At 66.9% G+C, this 19,816-nt stretch carries 12 protein-coding genes; 2 read left to right on the top strand and 10 right to left on the bottom strand.

The window, feature by feature from the left end:
* The first annotated feature begins 39 nt into the window (after positions 1–39).
* Positions 40–2,907, top strand: a complete 2,868-nt coding sequence (gene gcvP, locus CEK29_RS20110; protein ID WP_094859135.1) for an aminomethyl-transferring glycine dehydrogenase — start codon at positions 40–42, stop codon at positions 2,905–2,907.
* A 121-nt stretch (positions 2,908–3,028) separates the two neighbouring features.
* Here gcvP and CEK29_RS20105 read toward each other — a convergent pair whose 3' ends face one another.
* The 10 genes from CEK29_RS20105 to CEK29_RS20060 all read right to left on the bottom strand — a co-directional run bounded on the left by CEK29_RS20105 (position 3,029) and on the right by CEK29_RS20060 (position 18,239).
* Positions 3,029–4,963, bottom strand: a complete 1,935-nt coding sequence (locus CEK29_RS20105; RefSeq protein ID WP_176456943.1) for a DUF945 family protein — start codon at positions 4,961–4,963, stop codon at positions 3,029–3,031.
* Positions 4,964–5,212: 249 nt separating this feature from the next.
* Positions 5,213–6,670 carry a YdgA family protein gene (locus tag CEK29_RS20100; RefSeq protein ID WP_094804103.1) on the bottom strand — a complete coding sequence of 486 codons (1,458 nt, stop codon included), beginning with the start codon at positions 6,668–6,670 and terminating at the stop codon, positions 5,213–5,215.
* Between the two features lie 115 nt (positions 6,671–6,785).
* Positions 6,786–8,261 (bottom strand): M81 family metallopeptidase, encoded by a 1,476-nt coding sequence (locus tag CEK29_RS20095; RefSeq protein ID WP_094859133.1) that lies wholly within the window; start codon positions 8,259–8,261, stop codon positions 6,786–6,788.
* Positions 8,262–8,328: 67 nt separating this feature from the next.
* The gene (locus CEK29_RS20090; RefSeq protein ID WP_094859132.1) at positions 8,329–9,996 is read right to left on the bottom strand and encodes a dipeptide ABC transporter ATP-binding protein; all 1,668 of its coding nucleotides are present in this window, start codon (positions 9,994–9,996) and stop codon (positions 8,329–8,331) included.
* A gap of 4 nt (positions 9,997–10,000) precedes the next feature.
* Positions 10,001–10,900, bottom strand: a complete 900-nt coding sequence (locus tag CEK29_RS20085; RefSeq protein ID WP_094804097.1) for an ABC transporter permease — start codon at positions 10,898–10,900, stop codon at positions 10,001–10,003.
* Between the two features lie 11 nt (positions 10,901–10,911).
* On the bottom strand, positions 10,912–11,853 hold the full coding sequence (locus tag CEK29_RS20080; protein WP_094804095.1) for an ABC transporter permease: 942 nt from the start codon (positions 11,851–11,853) through the stop codon (positions 10,912–10,914).
* Between the two features lie 123 nt (positions 11,854–11,976).
* Positions 11,977–13,542 (bottom strand): ABC transporter substrate-binding protein, encoded by a 1,566-nt coding sequence (locus CEK29_RS20075; RefSeq protein ID WP_094859131.1) that lies wholly within the window; start codon positions 13,540–13,542, stop codon positions 11,977–11,979.
* 140 nt (positions 13,543–13,682) lie between these two features.
* Positions 13,683–15,185 carry a M81 family metallopeptidase gene (locus tag CEK29_RS20070; protein ID WP_094804091.1) on the bottom strand — a complete coding sequence of 501 codons (1,503 nt, stop codon included), beginning with the start codon at positions 15,183–15,185 and terminating at the stop codon, positions 13,683–13,685.
* 160 nt (positions 15,186–15,345) lie between these two features.
* Positions 15,346–16,839 (bottom strand): CoA-acylating methylmalonate-semialdehyde dehydrogenase, encoded by a 1,494-nt coding sequence (locus CEK29_RS20065; protein WP_094804089.1) that lies wholly within the window; start codon positions 16,837–16,839, stop codon positions 15,346–15,348.
* A gap of 77 nt (positions 16,840–16,916) precedes the next feature.
* Entirely contained in the window at positions 16,917–18,239 is a 1,323-nt protein-coding gene (locus CEK29_RS20060) for an aspartate aminotransferase family protein (protein ID WP_170948576.1), read from the bottom strand.
* Positions 18,240–18,385: 146 nt separating this feature from the next.
* Between CEK29_RS20060 and CEK29_RS20055 the strand changes: the two genes are divergently transcribed.
* Positions 18,386–19,807 (top strand): aminotransferase-like domain-containing protein, encoded by a 1,422-nt coding sequence (locus CEK29_RS20055; RefSeq protein WP_094804087.1) that lies wholly within the window; start codon positions 18,386–18,388, stop codon positions 19,805–19,807.
* Positions 19,808–19,816: the final 9 nt, after the last annotated feature.

Raw genomic sequence — 19,816 nt, 5'->3', positions numbered from 1 at the left:
CGCGCGAGCGGCCCGCCTTGCCGTCACTCCGAGAACACCATGTCGCGCGCCCTAGACACTCATTCCGAATTCATTCCCCGCCACATCGGGCCTTCCGAGGCCGACCAGCAGAAGATGCTTGCCGCCATCGGCGCGGCCAGCCTCGATGCGCTGATCGAAGAAGTGGTTCCCGCCCGCATCCTCAACCAGGCCCCGCTGGCCCTGCCGGCCTCGCGCAGCGAGACCGACGTGCTGGCCGAGCTCAAGCAGGTCGCGTCGCGCAACAAGGTGTTCCGCAACTACATCGGCCAGGGTTATTACGGCACGCTCACGCCCAATGTGGTGTTGCGCAACGTGCTCGAGAACCCCGCCTGGTACACGGCCTACACGCCGTACCAACCCGAGATTTCCCAGGGCCGCCTCGAGGCGCTGCTCAACTACCAGACCATGGTCGCCGACCTGACCGGTCTGGACATCTCGAACGCCTCGCTGCTCGATGAGGGCACGGCCGCCGCCGAAGCCATGACGCTCGCGCGCCGCGGCGCGAAGTCGCGCAGCAATGTGTTCTTCGTGTCGGCCGGCTGCCATCCGCAGACCCTCGAAGTGGTGCGTACCCGCGCCGAAGGCCTGGGCATCGACATCGTGGTGGGCGACGAGTTCGCCGGCCTGCCTGAGTGCTTCGGCGTGCTGCTGCAATACCCGGCCAGCCTGGGTTCGGTGGGCGACTACCGCGCCGTGGCGGAGGCCGCGCATGCGCAGGGCGCCGTGGTGGCCTGCGCCACCGACCTGCTGGCCCTGGCGCTGCTGACGCCGCCGGGCGAATGGGGCGCCGACATCGCCGTGGGTTCGGCCCAGCGCTTCGGCGTGCCGTTCGGCTTCGGCGGCCCGCACGCCGGCTTCATGGCCTGCCGCGACGCATTCAAGCGCAACATGCCCGGCCGTCTGGTCGGCGTCTCGAAAGACGCCCAGGGCAACGCGGCGCTGCGCCTCGCCCTGCAGACGCGCGAACAGCATATCCGCCGCGAGAAGGCCACCTCCAACATCTGCACGGCGCAAGTGCTGCTGGCCGTGATGGCCGGTCTCTACGCCGTGTGGCACGGCCCGGCCGGCATCCGCCGCATCGCCGAACGCGTCAATGCCTACACCGGCGCGCTGCGCGACCAGCTCGGCAAGCTCGGCCTCAAGACCGTCAACGACACCTGGTTCGACACGCTGCATGTCGAGACGGGCGCCGCGACGCCGGCCATCCTGACCGCGTTCGAATGCGCGCACGTCAACGTGCGTCGCGTCGATGGCGCGCATGTGGCCGTCTCGCTCGACGAAACCGTCACGCTGGCCGACCTGCAAACCGTGGTGAATCTGTTCGCCGCCGGCCTCGAGCGCGATGACGTCGAACTCGACGCCGACACGCTCGCCACCCCCGAAGGCATTCCGGCCGCGGTGCGCCGCCAGTCGGCCATCCTGTCGCACCCGGTGTTTTCGAGCGTGCAGTCCGAGACCGACATGCTGCGTTATCTGCGCAAGCTGGCCGACAAGGACCTCGCACTCGATCGCACGATGATCCCGCTGGGCTCGTGCACGATGAAGCTCAACGCCACGGTCGAGATGATCCCGATCACCTGGCCCGAGTTCGCGCTGATCCACCCGTTCGCGCCGCAGTCGCAGACCGCCGGTTATCGCGAGATGATCGAGCGCCTGTCCGCCGCGCTGTGCGAGATCACCGGCTACGACAACATCAGCCTGCAGCCCAATTCGGGCGCGCAGGGCGAATACGCGGGCCTGCTCGCCATTCGCGGTTATCACCGCGCTCGCGGCGAGCATCAGCGCAATGTCTGCCTGATTCCGTCGTCCGCGCACGGCACCAACCCCGCCTCCGCGCAGCTGGTGGGCATGGACGTGGTCGTGGTGGCCTCCGACAGCAACGGCAACGTCGACCTCGCCGATCTGCGTGCCAAGATCGAGCAGGTGGGCGACAAGCTCGCCGCGCTGATGATCACCTACCCGTCCACGCACGGCGTGTTCGAAGAAACCGTCACCGAGATCTGCGAGCGCGTGCACGCGGCGGGCGGTCAGGTCTACCTCGACGGCGCCAACATGAACGCCATGGTGGGCGTGGCCAAGCCGGGCAAGTTCGGCTCGGACGTATCCCACCTCAACCTGCACAAGACCTTCTGCATCCCCCACGGCGGCGGCGGTCCGGGCGTGGGTCCGGTGGCGGTGCGCGCGCATCTCGCGCCCTATCTGCCCGGCGTCGTCAACGAGCAGGGCCGTCTGAGCGCCGAGACGCCGGTCGGTCCGGTGTCGGCCGCGCCGTTCGGTTCGGCCGGCATCCTGCCGATTCCGTTCGTGTACATCGCGCTGATGGGCGCCGAGGGTCTGCGTCAGGCCACCGAAGTGGCCATCCTCAACGCGAACTACGTCGCCGCACGCCTGCGCGAGCACTATCCCGTGCTGTACGCGGGCCGCAATGGCCGCGTCGCGCACGAGTGCATTCTCGACACGCGTCCGCTCAAAGAAACCAGCGGCATCAGCGCCGAAGACATCGCCAAGCGCCTGATGGATTACGGCTTCCATGCTCCCACCATGAGCTTCCCGGTGCCCGGCACGCTGATGGTCGAGCCCACCGAGTCCGAAGGCCTGGCCGAGCTCGATCGCTTCATCGACGCGATGATCGCCATTCGCGCGGAGATCGCCCAAGTCGAGAACGGCGAACGGGATCGCGAAGACAACGTCCTGAAGAACGCGCCGCACACGGCGCAGATGCTTCTGGCCGAAGAGTGGCACCACGACTATCCGCGTCAGCAGGCCGCCTATCCGCTGCCCGCCGTGCGCGAGAACAAGTATTGGCCGCCCGTCGCGCGTGTCGACAACGCCTACGGCGACCGCAATCTGGTCTGCGCGTGCCTGCCGACCGAAGCCTACGCGTGAGGTAGGGCGCCATCCTCGTGATGGCGCTTCTTCCCCCGCGCGTCGAGCGATCGCGCAAAGAGAGAGGCCCGCCTTCGATTGAAGGCGGGCCTCTTTATTTCAGCCTGCGTTGCGTTGCGGATCAGCGCGCGGGCGCGCCGTACACCGTATCGGAGAAGGCTTCGATCAGGTCCAGGAACGCGTCGAACTGATAGCGCGTGTTGGTCTTGCCGATGCCGCCTTCGGCGACCAGGTCCATCTGCAGCACGGCACGGCCGTCGTCGTCGAGATAGGCGCGGTTCCAGCGGTGGTCGCGGTTCCAGGCGTTGATGGCCTTGAGCGAGGGCGATTGCTTGCGCTCGAAGGTCGCGACCCAGGCCATCTCGAGGCAGCCTTCCTCGAACTCGCAGTTCAGGTCGATGCGCACTTCGGTGGCGGACAGGTCGCCCTGCACCTTGAACACCGGGCCTTGCTCGCCCAGGTCTTCGGTGTAGGCATAGCCGGCCTGATCGATCACGCTACCGACGAACTCGGGGGTGAATTCGTTGATGGTGTCGCTGTCGGAGAGCGGCGTGTCGAAATCATTGTCCATGCCGTCGTGGCCGTCCATGTCGTCGGGGTTCAGGCCGCCGAGCATTTCGTCGAACAGATCGTCGACCGGGACCTCCTGACCGTTGAGCATGCCCTTGCCGTCGGCGTAGGTGAACGTGCTGACGATGTTGTCGCCGTCGTTCTTGCCGAAATTCATCATCTCGGCCATGCCGGCGAGGGTGTCGATCTGCTCGTCGGCTTCGCGCTTGGCCGCGGCAGGCTCGACGCCCTGCGTCTGCAGCACCTTCGTGGCGATGTCGTTGACCATCGGCTTGTTCAGCGTCAGGCGCGCATCGACGCTCTTGATCAGCTGGCGCGCCAGTTCATTGCGCGGCAGATCGATGCTCGTGGGCTTGGCCAGCGTGACGGCCAGCGTGAAGCGGGACTCGCCCTTGTCGGTCTTCCACGAGAGCGGTTCGACCTTGATCGTGGGATTGCCCGCCAGCAGCGTCGTGCCGGCGCCCATGACCATGGCCATGTCGCCGGTGTAGCCATCGAGGCCGCCTTCGGTGCTGGTGCCCGACATCACGCCGCGCAGCATCTTGGTGTAGACGTCGTTCAGGTTCTGCACTGCCTTGCCGTCCAGATTCTCGAGCTTGACGGCGAGTTCGCCGCCGCCGAAGTCGAGATTGCGCACGTTCACATTGCCGACGCGATAGGCGCCCAAACCCTGCACATGGGTGTCGGTTTCACCGATATCCACGTCATAGGCGAAGTCGGTGACGGCGAACTTGGTTTCCGAGTTGACGTCGTCGGCTTCGATACGCTTGATTTTCATGCCGCTCTTGCCGATCGAGATGCCGAACTTGCCCTGACGGCTTTCGGCGTCGACCGACAGCTCGGCCAGCTTGATGTTGACCGGGCTGCCGCCTTCCTTGATGTTGAGCAGCACTTGCTGGCTCTGCAGATGCACGGCGCCGGTGCGCGTCTTGCGATCGAAGTCGCCCGAGAACTGCGCGCCGCTGAAGTCGATCATGCCCTTGTCGTCGCTGTACTGGATCGCGGCGATGGCACCCTCGGTGCGGGCCTTGCCCTGGTACGACACGAGCGTGTCGGCCCACAGGGGCGTCGCGCCCTTCGTGAGTTCGAACACGGGCTTGAGCAGGTCGGTCTGCGCCAGCTCGGCGTGCACGAACGCGAGCTGCGGCATCAGCTTGCCACGCGAGATCGCGCCGGCAGGGAAGGGGCCGTGTTGAATGTGCGTCTTGAACCGCAGCTCTTGATTGCTGGGGCCTTCGCCCACCGATTTGGGCAGGTCGGAGCGCAGGGCATACTCGGCATCGGCCGAGAAGAAGCCACGCTCGTACTTGATCTGCTCGATGCGCAGACCCAGCGGCGGCGCGAGCACCTTAAGTTCTTCGTTGGCCCGCAACAGATCTTCCTGCATGCGCGACTCGATCTTCTTGCCGGTGTACCAAGTGGCGCCCAGCCAGGCGCCTGCCAGCACGATGACCACGCCGGACGTGATCGCGACACTCTTCTTCATTCTGTGCAGCCTCTTTCGTGAATGCGCGCCGCGCCTGCCTGGCGTCTTGCCGCGCCGGGCCCCGGCCCGGGGCTCATGCCCGCGGCGAGTATAGCCAGCAGGCTGTCCCCCGTTCCGCCACATCGTTACGGTAGATTGCAAAATGCATCCACGCAGGCCGTTCCGTGTGTCCGACGATCACCGATTCCGCATAAAAAAAAGCGCCTCGCACGAGGCGAGGCGCTTCAGGCTTGCGAAGCAGGCCGGTGCTTACTGAGCCATGAGGCCACCCAGCAGCGAGCTGGCGGGCATTTCACGACCGTTCAGGTTGACCTTGCCGTCGCCGTACGCGAACGTGCTGGTGAGGGTTTCGCCCTCGACCTTGCCGGCGTTCATCATCACGGCCATGCCGAACATCTGCTCGATCTGTTGCTTGGCTTGCGCGGCAGCCATTTCCGGGCTCATGCCTTGCAGTTCCATCACTTGCGTGCCCAGCTGGATCGCCATCGGGCGGTTCAGCGACAGGCTGGCGTCGAGCGACTTGATCGCTTGTTGAGCCAGCATCAGCGGCGGGACCTGGGTGCCGGCCGGACGGGCCAGCGTGAGCTTGGCGCTCAGGCTGGATTCACCCTTGTCGTTCTTGAGCTTCAACGGCTCGATCGCGATGCTGGGGTTGGCGTCGAGCATCGGCAGCGCGACTTCGGCGATCTGCTGAATCTGGGCCTGCGAGAGTTCCTCCGGCGGGACGCCGTCGCGCATCTGCTGGGCCACGATCTCGTTGTAGAGCTTGGTGACGTTGGCGAGGACCTTGCCGTCGACGCGGTCGACCTTGATGGTCAGATCCTGGCTGCCCATGTCCTTGCCGTTGGCCTTCAGCGCTTCCGTGCGGTACCAGATCGAGCCCTTGACGAACTTCTCGTCTTCGGTGGTCTCGGCGCCGTACGACGTGTTGGTCACCGTGAACTTGACCTCTTCGCTGTCCACCGCGATGTTCTTGATCTTGATCTCGGAGTTGCCGGTCTGCATGCCGAAGTTGCCCTGGCGCAGATCGACCGAGATGGCGAGATCGTCGGCCTGGACCGTGGTCATGCCGCCGGTGGGCGACTTGGCGTCGCGACCTTCGACCTTGACCGACGGGACGCTCAGCACGCCCTTGGTGCCCTTGTTCGAGTCGGTGTAGTCACCCTTGAACGTGGCGCCACCGAAAGACAGCTTGGTGTCGTCCTTGGCGAAGTTCAGCGGCAGGAACTCGGCGTGCATCTTGCCGTTGCGGCTGTAGCCCACGATCGTGTCGGCCCAGAACGGCGTCTTGTCGCCGGCGGCCTTGAACCAGGCTTCGACGTCGGGCGTCTTGACCAGCTCGCTGTGCACGAACGCGAGGCTGGGCGCGAAATGGCCGGATGCCAGCGCCTTGCCCGGGAAGGGGCCGTGCTGGAAATGCGTGTCGAATTCGAAACGCAGGCCGTTCGGGAAGTCTTCCTTGAGCTCGGGCGGGGACGCGAGCGAGACGGCGTAGCGGGCGTCGCTGCCGAAGAAGCTGCGCGCGAAGCTCAGCTGTTCGATCTTGACGTTATAGCCAGGGAGCGCCTTCGCGAGCTCCTCATTGGCCTCGGTCAGGCGCTGGGGCGCTTCTGCCTCGATGCGCTGACCGGTGTACCAGGTGCCGCCCAGCCAGAGCCCCGCTCCCACAATGACCACGCCAGCGGTGATCGCTACGCCTTTCTTCATGTTGTTCTTACCTTTTTTGTGCAGTTCAGAAGGCGCTTTCCCGGCGCGCAGGCCGGGAAAGCAAGGGTAAACCCGAGGCGAGTATAGCGGCTAGTGGGGCCGCAGACGTTACAAACTACATCTGATCGAGAGGATATATGGGTCGGCGCACATGTTTGAAGTCGAGCTGGCCATAGTCGGAAGTGGTCACGCCGACCCCGGTGCACTCGATAATCTCGGAGGCCATGTCGGAAAACCCGGCACGCCAGTGCACGCGCGACTTCAGCACCACGTACCGCTTCTGCAGCGGGTCGATGCCCGCCGAAAGCAGGCAGTTGATGTCGAACGGCTCCTGGTGGCGCGACACCACCACGATCTCGACGCGGCCCGTGTCGAGCACCACCGTAAGGCCGGTGTCGTTGCGCACGCCGCGGTACATGGGCCCGCGGTTGAGGTACACGCCATCGAATACCAGTTTGACACGCGCCTGGAGCGTGAGCGGTTCGGACTGGACCTTGAGCGCCGGCATGGGCAGCTTGCCGCCGAGCTTGATCGTGATGGTCTTGCCCACGCCGGCCGCGGCTGCTTCTTCGGCGGCCTGCGGGTCGCAGATCGCGTAGAACGCGACGTTCTCGAGCTCCTGGCGCAGCACCTCCGCCAGCACGGTGGTGGTGTCCATGGTGCCGCCCGAGCCCGTGTTGTCGAAGTGGTCGAGCAGGATCACCGGGCCCTCGGTCAGGGTTTTGGCGCGGGCGATGGTGGGCGCGAGCGGCTCCGGGTGGAACACCCACTTCTCGCGGTGGCGCCACGCCGTGTCGAGCAGTTCGTCGCGGTATTGCTCGGCCTGCGCGCGGTTGGCATCCACGCACACCACCGCCGACAGCCCCGCCTCGCGGATATCCGCATGGGGGAATCCCACGAACACCGAGGCCGCGAGCGCTCCGTCGGCCTCCATCTGGCGGCAACGCTCCTGCAGCGATTTGTTCGGGTCGGCGTGCGTGCCCTGGCACATGACGTGGGGCAGCATGGGCTTGTTGCCCCAGACCATCACCGGCTTGATCTCGCCCTTGAGCATGCGCGCGATCGTGTCGGCCGCGCGCACGCCACTCTCGCGGATGTCGACGTGCGGGTAGGTATGGAAGCCGGTCACGACGTTGGCATTGCGGATGATGTCGTCGTAGATATTGGCGTGCATGTCGAGCGTGACGCCCACCGGCGTATGCGGATCGATCTCGCGCAGCCGGCGCAGCAACTCGCCTTCGGCGTCTTCCACGCCTTCGGCCACCATGGCGCCATGCAGGTCGAGCAGGATGGCGTCATAGCCGCCCTTCCTGACTTCGTCGAGGATGAGCGCGCACAGGGTCTCGTAGGTGCCGGTGTCGGTGGGCGAGCTGGGCCAGGCCTCGGCCGCCACCGGCACCACCATCCCGGCGCCTTCGCGCCGGGCCACTTCGATGTAGCCGCCCAGGCCGCTGTCGGTGTTTTCATAGGCGCGGATGGCGCGCTCGCCCGCCAGGATCTCGGGATTGCCGCGAAAGAACCGCGCGAGCGGCGTGGGCACGGGAGAGAACGTGTTCGTCTCGTGCTTGATCATTGCCAACAGCCAACGCATTTTGCTGCTCCTTGTCGAGGGGTGCGGCGCCGGGCGCCGCGTCGTATCGTTCGTGCGTCTCGCGGCCTCAGGCGGCGGCCTGCAGCGGACGGAAATTCTGGAAGTCCCAGTCGCGGCCGGGCGCGGCATCGATGAGCGCGCGGGTATAGGCGTGCGTCGGCCGCGTCAGGACGGCCTCGGCGCTACCGGTCTCGACGACCAGCCCGCGCTGCATCACCACGATCGTGTCGCAGATCTGGGCCGCCACGCGCAGGTCGTGCGTGATGAACAGCACGCCGACCCCGGTGCGTTCGCGCACCTGTTCGAGCAGCTCGAGCACCTGGGCCTGCACCGAGACATCGAGCGCGGACACGGCCTCGTCGGCCACCAGCACCTCCGGTTCCATGACCAGGGCGCGGGCGATGCAGATGCGCTGACGCTGGCCCCCCGAGAACTGGTGCGGATAGCGCCGCATCACCTCCGGCGCGAGGCCGACCACGCTCAGCGTTTCGGCCGCCTTGGCTTCGGCCTGCGCGCGCGCCATGCCGAAGTTCAACAGGCCTTCAATGATGGATTCGCCCACGGTGCGCCGCGGGTTGAGCGACCGGTAGGGGTCCTGGAACACGATCTGGATGCGTTGCCGCAGCGGCCGCAGCGCGGCGCCCGACAGCTGGGCGATATCCTGCGAGCCCAGCCGCATCTGGCCCGCGGTGGGCTCGATCAGCCGCACGATGCAGCGCGCCACGGTGGATTTGCCCGAGCCCGATTCGCCCACGATGCCGAGGATCTCGCCCTTGTGCAGCGTGAGGTCGACGTTCTGGGCGGCCACGACCTGTCGCATGCCTCGCCGCAGCAGGCCGCCGCCGCCCTCGTAGGTGCGGCCGAGGCCCTTGACGGTCAGCACGGGCGCGCCCTCGAGCGCGCTGCGCTGGCTCGGCACGAGGCTCGGCACCGAGGACACCAGCCGGCGCGTATAGGTCTGCTGCGGGCGCGCCAGGATGTCGTCGCGCGTGCCGCTTTCGATCAGGTCGCCGCGGTTCATCACGACGATGCGGTCGGCGATCTCCGCCACCACGCCGAAATCGTGGGTGATGAACAGTACGGCGGTCTGGTGCTTCTGCTGCAACTCTTTGATGAGCGACAGAATCTGCTTCTGGGTCGTGACGTCGAGCGCGGTGGTCGGCTCGTCGGCGATCAGCAGCTTGGGCTCGAGGATGAGCGCCATCGCGATCACGATGCGCTGGCGCTGTCCGCCCGACAGCTGATGTGGGTAGGAGTCGTAGATGCGCTCCACCTCGGGCAGGTGTACCGAACGGAACATCTCCAGCACCTTGTCGCGGCGCTCGGCCGCCGATAGGCGGCGATGCAGGCGCAGGACCTCGTCGACCTGCTTGCCCACCGTATGCACCGGATTGAGCGCGGTCATGGGCTCCTGGAACACCATCGCCATGCGGGTGGCGCGCCATTCGCGCAGCAGGCGGGGCGAGGCCGTGACCACGTCTTCGCCGAGCACGCGGGCCGAGCCGCCGGCCACGCGCAGCATGCCCTGCGGCAGCAGCCCCATCACGGCCAGCGACGTGACCGACTTGCCGGAGCCGGACTCGCCGACGACGCAGACGGTCTCGCCGGGGTTCACATCGAGGCTGAGGTTGCGCACCACGCGATTGCCGGCGCCCTCGACCTCGACGCTCAGATTGCGGATCGCCAGCACGGCATGACCGGTATCGCCGGCGGCGGGAGTGGGGGTGTAGGTCATGGTGTCAGCTCCTGCGGGCCATTTTGGGATCCAGGGCATCGCGCAGCGCGTCGCCGAGGATGTTGACCGACAGCACCGTCAACGACAGGAACAGGCCGGGAAACAGGATCAGGCCGGGCAGCATGCGGAAGTACATGCGGCCCTCGGACATGATGTTGCCCCACGAGGGGATCTCGGGCGGGATGCCGGCGCCCAGGAAGCTCAGGATGGCTTCGGTCAGCATGGCCGAGGCAAACACATAGGTGCCCTGCACGGTGAGCGGTGCGATCGTGCTGGGCACCATGTGGCGCCACAGCAGCAGGGGCAGCGGCGTGCCCAGCGCCAGCGCCGCCTCGACATACGGCTCGCCGCGCACGCTCAGGATCTGTCCGCGCACCAGCCGCACCACCCGCGGGATCTCCGGAATGGTGATGGCGATCAAGACGGTGGTGAGGCTGGCGCCGCTGACCGATACCAGCGCGATGGCGAGCAGGATGCCCGGGATGGCCATGATGGCGTCCATCGTGCGCATGATGAAGCCGTCGAGCACGCGGAACCAGCCGGCCAGCAGGCCGATCACGAGACCCAGGCCCACGCTCACGAGCGCGGCGCCCAGGCCCGCCACCAGCGAGACCTGCGCGCCGTAGACCACGCGCGACCAGACGTCGCGGCCGAACGCGTCGCTGCCGAACAGGAACTCGCCGAACGGCGGCTTGAGCCGGGCGCCGGGGTTGAGCGTGGTGGGGTCGGTGGTGCCGAGCCAGGGGGCGAACACCGCCCCGGCGCTCACCAGCAGCAGCACGATCAGCGCCAGCAGGACCGGCCAGCTCTTGAGCTCCTGGCGTACGCGGGTCCAGGCACTGGATTTAGGGCTGCCTTCGCCGGGCAGGGGGCCGTCGGCGAGGGCGTCGGTGGGAGTCTGCATTTGCGATGTCCTCAATACCGGATACGGGGGTCGAAGATCGTGTAGGCCCAGTCGACGACGAGGTTGATGAACACATAGACGAACGCGAAGAACAGCGTCAGCCCCTGTATCACCGGATAGTCGCGTGCGAGCACGGCTTCGACCACCAGGCGGCCCAGCCCGGGGATGTTGAACACGGATTCGGTGACGACCACGCCGCTGATGAGCAGCGCCACGCCCACCCCGACCACGGTCGCGATCGGCACCGCCGCATTGCGCAGCGCGTGGCCCAGCAGCACGCCGGTCTCGCCCAGCCCCTTGGCGCGCGCGGTGCGGATGAAGTCCTCGCCCATCACCTCGATCACGCTGGTGCGGGTGATGCGCGCGATCAGCGCCACATACACCGTGGAGAGCGCGAGCGCCGGCAGCACGAGCCGGTGCAGGTAGGGCCAGAAGCCTTTGGCCAGCGGCGTATACCCCTGCACGTTGAACCAGCCCAGCTTGATGGCGAACAGCCAGATCAGCACGTAGCCCGTCACGAACACCGGCACCGAGAAGCCCAGCACCGAGAAGCCCATGACGGCCCGGTCGAGCAATTTGCCGCGGCGCCACGCGGCCAGTACCCCGAGCGGGATGGCCACCAGCAGCGTGAAGACCAGCGTGATCACGGCCAGGCTCAACGAAGGCTCGAGGCGTTGGGCGATCAGCTTGGTGACGGGCACGCCCGACATCAGCGACTGGCCCATGTCGCCCTGGAGCAACTTGCCGCCCCAGATGAAGAACTGCTTCGCGAGCGGTTGATCCAGGCCCATGGCCTGGCGGATCTGCGTGATGCGTTCCGGCGTGGCGGCGTCGCCGGCCATGATGACGGCCGGGTCTCCGGGGCTGAACCGCAGGATGGCGAACACCACGACCGCGACCATGATGAGCACGGGAATGGTGGCGAGCAGACGACGCAAAAGAAACGACAGCATATGTTTTCCCCCTGCTGTGTTGCGGGCCCGGCGGGCGGGCCAGCCCGGCATGGGCCAGCGCGCGTGGCGCCGGCCTGCCGGGCGTCTAGAGGCCGGGCGTCAGGGACGCCCGGCTCGCGGCGCTCAGGGCGCCTTCTTGACGTTCCAGAAGGCGAACACAGGGGCGTGCACCAGACCGCTGAGCTTCGTGGAATACACCGTGGGTACGGACATCTGACCCAGCGGCACATACAGGCCCTCGTCGATGCCGATCTTCTGCGCTTCGTCGGCAATCTTCTTCTGCTCGGCCGGATCGGAGGTCAGTGCGAACTTGGTCCGCAGGGCTTCGATCTGGGGCATGTCGGGCCAGCCGAACCAGGCGTTGTCACCGTTGGCGGCCGCGGGCGCCGAGCGCACCGGATCCATGATGTCGGTGGCGTACCAGTTGGTGTTGTGGATGTTCCAGCCGCCCTCGGTCGGCGCGGCCTTGGAGGCACGGCGCGTGGCCACGCTCTGCCAGTCCATCGCGGCGAGGTTGACGTTGAAGCCCGCCTTGCGCAACGCCTGCGCCATCACCACGGGTTGGGCGCTGAGCGTGCCCACGTCGGTGGCGTGCATGACGAGAATGGGCGTGTTGTCGTAGCCCGCTTCCTTGAGCAGCTGCTTGGCCTTCTCGATGTTGCTCGGCACGGTCATGTCCTTGCCGATGTCGCTCGTGAAGGGCGTGCCGCAGCCCCACAGCGAAGCGCAGGTCTGCCAGTATTTGTCGTTGCCGACCAGCGCCTTCATCACGTCTTCCTGGCCGATGGCGTACATCGCGGCCTGACGGATCTTCTTGTTGTTGAAGGGCGGGTACTTGAAGTTGAAGCGGTACATCGTGAAGTAGCCGACCGGGCTGAGCGATTCTTCCTTCAGCTCGGGGTTGCCCTCGACCATGGGCAGCAGGTCGTAGGGGAACTGCTCCACGAAATCGATCTCGCCACCCAGCAGCGCGTTGGCGGTGGTGAGGCCGTCGGGCATGACGTCCCATTCGACGCGGTCGACGTTGACGACCTTGCCGCCGGCCAGACCGCTCACGGCCTCTTTGCGCGGCACGTAGTCGGCGTTCTTCACGTAGATGGTCTTCACGCCCGGTTTGAAGTCGGCAACCTTGAACGGACCCGAGCCCGTCATGTCGGTGATCGGTTTGCCGATCGGCACTTCGGCCACGCGTTTGGGCATCATGAAGGCCGCCGTACCGGTGGGCTTGGACAGCGCGCGCAGCGCGAGGTCGGTCGGCTCTTTCATGACGATGCGAAAGGTCTTGTCGTCGACCGTTTCGATCTTGTCGGTGAACTTGAGCAGGGTGCGGCCCATGCCGTCGCCGTTGGCCCAGCGCTTGATCGACGCCACGCAGTCATCGGCGGTCACGGGCTTGCCGTCGTGCCACTTGAGGCCGTCGCGCAGCGTCATCGTGTAGGTCTTGCCGTCGCCCGAGACATCCCATTTCTCGAGCATCTGCGGCTGGATCTTGTTGTCGGCATCGGTGGCCAGCAACGTGTCGTAGATCATGTAGCCGTGCCACGTGGTGATGTATGCAGTGGTGGCGTGCGGGTCGGTCAGGCGCAGCGGCGAATGCATGACCGCCTTGATGACGGTCTCGGCGGTGGCGGCGTTGGCGGCCAGGAGCGTGGCGCCGGCCAGCGCGGCCGTACGGACAAACTTGAGCATCGGTGTTCCCCTTTTTCTTGCAGCGTGCGGCGCACGGTTACCGCGCCGCCGTCGTTGTGGATGAGCCAGCGCCGCCGCGGGCGGCCTGGCCATAGGGTGAGTCTGCTGAGCATCCGGGCCGCGTCGGGCCCGGGGGTCTGTCATGCGGTCCGGCTTGCGAAGACCGGACCGCATGGCGCCATTCTGATGCCGTGGCGCAACCGTGTCCATGGTTGTTTAGCCGCATCCATGAGCATCGAGCCGGGCGCTTCGCACACCAGGATCACGTGCGCGATGTCGGTGAAATCCGCGCGGAAATGCGCCGTGCTCTTGACCACCAGAATGGCGGCGCGCGTGGGCTCCACGCCGGCGAAACGGAACATTTCCTGATCGGCCATCTGCACCTTCACAGAGGCGACGATCACGCGCACATCGTCGATGCGCAGGCAGGCCGAGGGGCCCAGATCCATATGGAATCCGCGGTAGAACGCGCCGTGTGTATCGAACTTGCCGTCGGAGAGCTTCTCGACGACGAAATCGGCCTGCAAGGGCTCGTCATCGGGAATACCCGAGTGTCCACCCAGCGAGAGCCGCACCGTCTTGCCGACGCCCGCGCGATGCGCCGCCAGCGCCGCCTCGGGGTCGACGATGAGTCCGATGGCGGCGTGTCTGGCCTGATTGCGGATCAGGGCGCGCAGCACGCCGGTGGTGTCCGAGCTGCCGCCGGCGCCGGGGTTGTCCTGGACATCCGCGATCACCACGGGCTTGCTCGCCGTGCGTGCGATGGACATGGCCTCGCGCACGGCCTCGTCGGGGGTGTAGATCTTGCCGCCGAACTCGTGTTCGGCGTCGAGCACCGCGCGCGTCATCTCGTCGGCGGCGCGGTCGGCATCCTGTTGGGTCTCGCCATAGGCCCACACAGTGGGCGCGCAGTCCGGGAAGTCGGCCGCCGGAAAGCCGGTGGCGAACGACAGGCTGATGGCCGAGCGGGCCTCGATGTCGTCGACCAGGCGATAGAGGCCGCGTGCCGGCTCGATGTCGGTGGACTGCCAGCAGAGTGAGATCAGATAGGGCAGCTGGCGCAGGCACACGCTGGGCCGCGGCATGCCGTCGAGGCGGCGCTGCAGGAACGCCGCCGCGCGGGCGCCGGTTTCGGCCATGTCCACATGCGGGTAGGTGCGATAACAGACCAGGCCGTCGGCATGGCGCACCATCGCGCGCGTGACGTTGGCATGCAGGTCCAGGCTGGCGACCAGCGGCACGTCCGGGCCGATGAGCTCGCGCACGCGGCGCAGCAGTTCGCCTTCGCCGTCATCGAGATGCTCGGTGACCATCGCGCCGTGCAGATCGAGGTACACGGCGTCCAGCGGCATCGCCTGGCGCAGGCCGTCGAGAATGAGTGTGGAGATGCGTTCGAACGCGTCGCGGGTCACCGGACCCGATGGGCTGGCCGCCGTCCAGGTGGTGGGCACCAGCGTGTGCTGGCGCATGGCATCGATGAATCCCGCCACCGGGATGTTGGCGCCGGCCACGGCGGCGAACATGCCCTGTCCGCTCACCAGTTTTGGCCAGCCTCCGCCCTTGTCGGCGAAGTCCTCCCAGGCCGCGCGCGAAGGCGCGAACGTATTGGTTTCGTGCTGAAAGCCGCCTATCCCGATGCGCATCGGAAAACCCCTTGTGAAAGTTGTTCTGGATAGCTTGCTGACTGCCGACGCGTTGGGCGCGTTCTGAGGTCTTGTTGCGGTACTGCGTCTCCGAGTGCGGTATTGCGACTGCAAAATGCAAAGCCCGCGCCGGGATCGCTCCCGGCGCGGGCCGTCGTGCTTACTTGGCCACCGGCATGGTGAATTCGGCGCCCTTGGCGATGCTGTCGGGCCAGCGTTGCATCACGCTCTTGTAGCGCGTGTAGAAACGGATGCCTTCTTCGCCGTAGGCGTGGTGGTCGCCGAACAGCGAACGCTTCCAGCCGCCGAACGAGTGCCAGGCCATCGGCACCGGGATCGGCACGTTGATGCCGACCATGCCCACCTTGATCTGGCGCGCGAAGGCGCGGGCGATGCCGCCGTCGGAGGTGTAGCAGGCCACGCCGTTGCCGAACTCGTGCGCGTTGATGAGCTCCACCGCCGAGGCGAAATCGGGCACGCGCACCACGCACAGCACCGGGCCGAAGATCTCTTCGCGGTAGATGTTCATCTTCGGGGTGACGTGATCGAAAAGCGTGCCGCCCAGGAAGAAGCCCTTTTCGTTGCCGGGCACCTTCAGGCCGCGGCCGTCGGCGACCAGCGTCGCGCCGGTGGCGATGCCGTCTTCGATGTAACCCAGCACCTTGCTGCGGTGCTGCGCCGTCACGAGCGGGCCCATTTCGGCGTCGGGCTGCATGCCGTCCTTCACGATCAGGGCTTCGACGCGCGGCTTCAGGCGTTCGACCACCTTGTCGGCGATGTCGCCCACCGCGACCGCCACCGAGATCGCCATGCAGCGCTCGCCGGCCGAACCGTACGCCGCGCCCATGAGGGCGTCGGTGACCTGATCCAGATCCGCGTCGGGCATGACCACGAGGTGATTCTTGGCGCCGCCCAGGGCCTGCACGCGCTTGCCGCGGCGCGTGCCTTCGGCGTAAATGTATTCGGCGATCGGGGTCGAGCCCACGAACGACAGGGCCTGCACGTCGGGATGCTGAATCAGCGCATCGACGGCGGTCTTGTCGCCCTGAACCACGTTGAAGACGCCGTCGGGCAGGCCGGCTTCTTTCAGCAGTTCGGCCAGCCGGATCGAGACCGAGGGATCGCGTTCGGAAGGCTTGAGCACGAAGGTGTTGCCGCAGGCCAGGGCCACCGGGAACATCCAGCACGGCACCATCATCGGGAAGTTGAACGGCGTGATGCCGGCCACCACGCCCAGCGATTGGCGCATGCTCCAGTTATCGATGCCGCCGCCGATCTGGTCGGTGTACTGGCCCTTGAGCAGATGCGGAATGCCGCAGGCGAACTCGACCACTTCGATACCGCGCGTGACTTCGCCCTTCGCGTCGGAGAACACCTTGCCGTGTTCGAGCGTGATCAGTTCGGCGAGCTCGTCCTGGTGCTTGTCGAGCAGGGCCTTGAAGTTGAACAGGATGCGCGCGCGCTTGAGCGCGGGCGTTTCGGACCAGGCCGGGAAGGCCGCTTGCGCGGCCGCGACGGCCAGGCCGACATCGTCCGCGGAAGCGAGCGAAATGGTGCTGGAGATGGCGCCCGTGGCGGGGTTGAACCCTTCGGTGTAACGGCCGCTGCGGCCTTCGTAGGCCTGGCCGTTGATGTAGTGCGTAATCTGTTTCATGGTTCGGTGCTGCTTCTAGGCTTGGAACATGAACGCCGCGCCTCGCGGCGCGGCGTCGTGGCCCGATAGGGCGTGGGTCAGGCGACTTCTTTCAGGATCTTGCCGATGCGGTCGAACATCTCGCCGATCTGCGCCTCGTCGATAATGAGCGGCGGCGACACGGCGAGCGTATCTCCGGTATAGCGCACCAGCAGGCCGCTGTCGAAGGCCTTGTGGAAAATTTCGGCGGCGCGCGCGCCCGGCGCGCCGTCGCGCGGCTTGAGTTCGATGCCCGCCACCAGCCCGATGTTGCGCACGTCGATGACGTGCGGCGCGCCGCGCAGCGCATGCGCGGCGGCTTCGAACGCGGGCGCCAGGCTGGCGGCGCGCTCGAACAGTTGCTCGCGCTTGTAGATGTCGAGCGTGGCGATCACGGCGGCCGCGGCCAGCGGATGCGCCGAGTACGTGTAGCCGTGGAAGAACTCGATGCCGCCCTGCGCGCTGTTGACGATGGCGTCGTGCACCTCGCGGCGTACCGCGACGGCGCCGGCCGGCACCGCGGCGTTGCTCACGCCCTTGGCCATCGTGATCAGGTCGGGCGTCACGCCGAAGTATTCGGCGGCCGTGCCCTTGCCCAGGCGTCCGAAGGCGGTGATCACTTCGTCGAAAATCAGCAGGATGCCGTGACGCGAGGTGATTTCGCGCAGCCGCTCGAGGTAGCCGCGCGGCGGCACCAGCACGCCGGTCGAGCCGGCCATGGGCTCGACGATCACCGCCGCGATGGTCGATGCGTCGTGCAGGGTGATCAGACGCTCGAGTTCGTCGGCCAGGTGCGCGCCCCATTCGGGCTGACCGCGCGTGTAGGCGTTGTGTTCGAGGTTGTGCGTGTGCGGCAGGTGGTCGACCGAGGGGAGCAGGGCGCCCGAGAAGGTCTTGCGGTTGGCCATGATGCCGCCGACCGAAATGCCACCGAAGCCCACGCCGTGATAGCCGCGCTCGCGGCCGATCAGGCGGGTGCGCTGCGCGTCGCCGCGCATGCGGTGATAGGCCAGCGCGATCTTGAGCGCGGTGTCCACCGACTCGGAGCCCGAGTTGGTGAAGAAGATGCGGTCCAGTTCCTTGGGCATGAACGAGGCGACCGCGCTGGCCGCCTCGAAGGCGAGCGGGTGACCGAGCTGGAAGCCGGGCGCGTAGTCCATCTCGCCCGCCTGGCGCGCGATCGCCTGCGTGATCTCCTCGCGGCAGTGCCCGGCGTTCACGCACCAGAGCCCCGCGGTGCCGTCCAGGATCTGGCGGCCGTCGCCCGAGGTGTAGTACATGCCCTTGGCGCTGGTCAGCAGGCGCGGCTGCGCCTTGAACTGTTTGTTGGCGGTGAAGGGCATCCAGAGATGCGACAGATCGGGCGTGCCGGGGGCGTTCATGGTGACTCCAGGGGGAAATCCTGGGCGGCCATCGGAGCCGCCAGGGAATGTCAGCGATTCTGGCCCCGCCGATTTGGAATGAAAATATACAATCCATGCAAAAGCCCCAAACTGTATTGCTTCAGAATGGATAACCGTACAGATTCATGATCGACTTCCAGCCCGTGCGCCGCCGCGACGGCGGCCCCACCCTCGTGGAGCAGGTCATCCAGGCGTTCGCGCGGGCGATCGAACAGCAGGAGCTGCGTGCGGGTATGTCCGTACCCTCGGTGCGGGAGTTCGCGCGCCAGCACGGGGTCAGCACCTTTACGGTTGCCAGCGCCTACAGCCGGCTGGTGGCGCAGGGCTGGCTGGCGGCCCGTCCGGGCGCCGGCTATCGCGTGATCTCGCCCGGCCGCCCGGCGCGTGTCCCCGGCCCGGCCGCGGCGTGGGCGCCGCCGCGGCTCACCTCGGCCTGGTTGCTGTCGGACATTTATGCCGACCACTCCATCCCGATCAAGGCGGGCTGCGGCTGGCTGCCGGGCGAGTGGCTCAACGAAGAAGGCCTGCACCAGGCCTTGCGCCACATGGGCCGCGTGCCGGCGCTGCGCATCTCGGGCTACGGGCATCCCTACGGCTACGCGCCGCTGCGCGAGAGCGTGGCGGGCGCCCTCGGCGCGCATGGCCTCATGGCCGAGGCCGATCAGGTGGTGCTCACGCAGGGCGTGACGCACGGTCTGGACATGGTCATTCGCACGCTGCTGCGGCCCGGCGAGACCGTGATCGTCGAGCAGCCCTGTTATGCCAACCTGCTGCAGCTGTTGCGTCTGAACGGCCTGCGGGTGGTGGCGGTGCCGCGCACCGAGGCGGGCCTCGATATCGACGAGCTGCAGCGGCTCGTGCAGGCGCACGCGCCGCGCGCGCTGTTCGTCAACACCGTCTTGCAGAACCCCTCGGGCATGAGCCTCACCATGCCCAATGCCTTCCGCCTGCTGCAGCTGGCCGAGCAGCATGGATTCTGGATCATCGAAGACGATATCTCGCGCGACCTGCTGCCGTCGCACGGGCCGCTGCTCGCCGCGCTCGATGGCGGCCAGCGCGTGGTCTATCTCGGTGGCTATTCCAAGGTGATCAGTCCGTCGGTGCGGGTGGGCTATGTCGTCGCGCATCGCGATGTCATCCGCGATATTGCGCGCACCAAGATGGCGGTGGGGCTGACCTCGCCCGAGATCATGGAACGCGTGGTGCATCAGGTGATTCGCGAGGGCCGGCTGCGCGCGCACATCCAGCGCACCCGCGAGCGGCTCGCGCAGGCGCATGCGCAGGTGTGCCGGCACATGGATGATTCGGGTTTCGAGATCGCGGCGCGGCCGCAGGCCGGTCTGTTTCTGTGGGCCCGCCCGTCGGGCCGCTGGCGCGACCAGGGCGCGGCGGCGCTGGCGGAGCAGGCGCTGCGTGACGGAATCTGGCTGGCGCCGGGCAGCTACTTCGATGCGGCCGAAACGGATACGCCCTGGCTGCGCTTCAACGTGGCGTATTCAGGCAGCGGCGAGCTGTGGCGGTTCATGCGGCGCGTGTGCGCGCCTTGATGCGCGAGG

Source organism: Bordetella genomosp. 5, from assembly GCF_002261475.1.
Taxonomy (GTDB): Bacteria; Pseudomonadota; Gammaproteobacteria; order Burkholderiales; family Burkholderiaceae_B; genus Bordetella.
The sequence above is the reverse complement of the archived record's forward strand: the minus strand, read 5'-3'. Positions and strand labels throughout refer to the sequence as shown.

Bases quoted from the DNA above. Each gene is read 5' to 3' on its own strand.
- CEK29_RS20095 (WP_094859133.1), bottom strand. From the start codon at position 8,261: ATGCGTTGGCTGTTGGCAATGATCAAGCACGAGACGAACACGTTCTCT.
- CEK29_RS20090 (WP_094859132.1), bottom strand. From the start codon at position 9,996: ATGACCTACACCCCCACTCCCGCCGCCGGCGATACCGGTCATGCCGTG.
- CEK29_RS20085 (WP_094804097.1), bottom strand. From the start codon at position 10,900: ATGCAGACTCCCACCGACGCCCTCGCCGACGGCCCCCTGCCCGGCGAA.
- gcvP (WP_094859135.1), top strand. From the start codon at position 40: ATGTCGCGCGCCCTAGACACTCATTCCGAATTCATTCCCCGCCACATC.
- CEK29_RS20060 (WP_170948576.1), bottom strand. From the start codon at position 18,239: ATGAACGCCCCCGGCACGCCCGATCTGTCGCATCTCTGGATGCCCTTC.
- CEK29_RS20100 (WP_094804103.1), bottom strand. From the start codon at position 6,670: ATGAAGAAAGGCGTAGCGATCACCGCTGGCGTGGTCATTGTGGGAGCG.
- CEK29_RS20070 (WP_094804091.1), bottom strand. From the start codon at position 15,185: ATGCGCATCGGGATAGGCGGCTTTCAGCACGAAACCAATACGTTCGCG.
- CEK29_RS20065 (WP_094804089.1), bottom strand. From the start codon at position 16,839: ATGAAACAGATTACGCACTACATCAACGGCCAGGCCTACGAAGGCCGC.
- CEK29_RS20055 (WP_094804087.1), top strand. From the start codon at position 18,386: ATGATCGACTTCCAGCCCGTGCGCCGCCGCGACGGCGGCCCCACCCTC.
- CEK29_RS20080 (WP_094804095.1), bottom strand. From the start codon at position 11,853: ATGCTGTCGTTTCTTTTGCGTCGTCTGCTCGCCACCATTCCCGTGCTC.
- CEK29_RS20075 (WP_094859131.1), bottom strand. From the start codon at position 13,542: ATGCTCAAGTTTGTCCGTACGGCCGCGCTGGCCGGCGCCACGCTCCTG.
- CEK29_RS20105 (WP_176456943.1), bottom strand. From the start codon at position 4,963: ATGAAGAAGAGTGTCGCGATCACGTCCGGCGTGGTCATCGTGCTGGCA.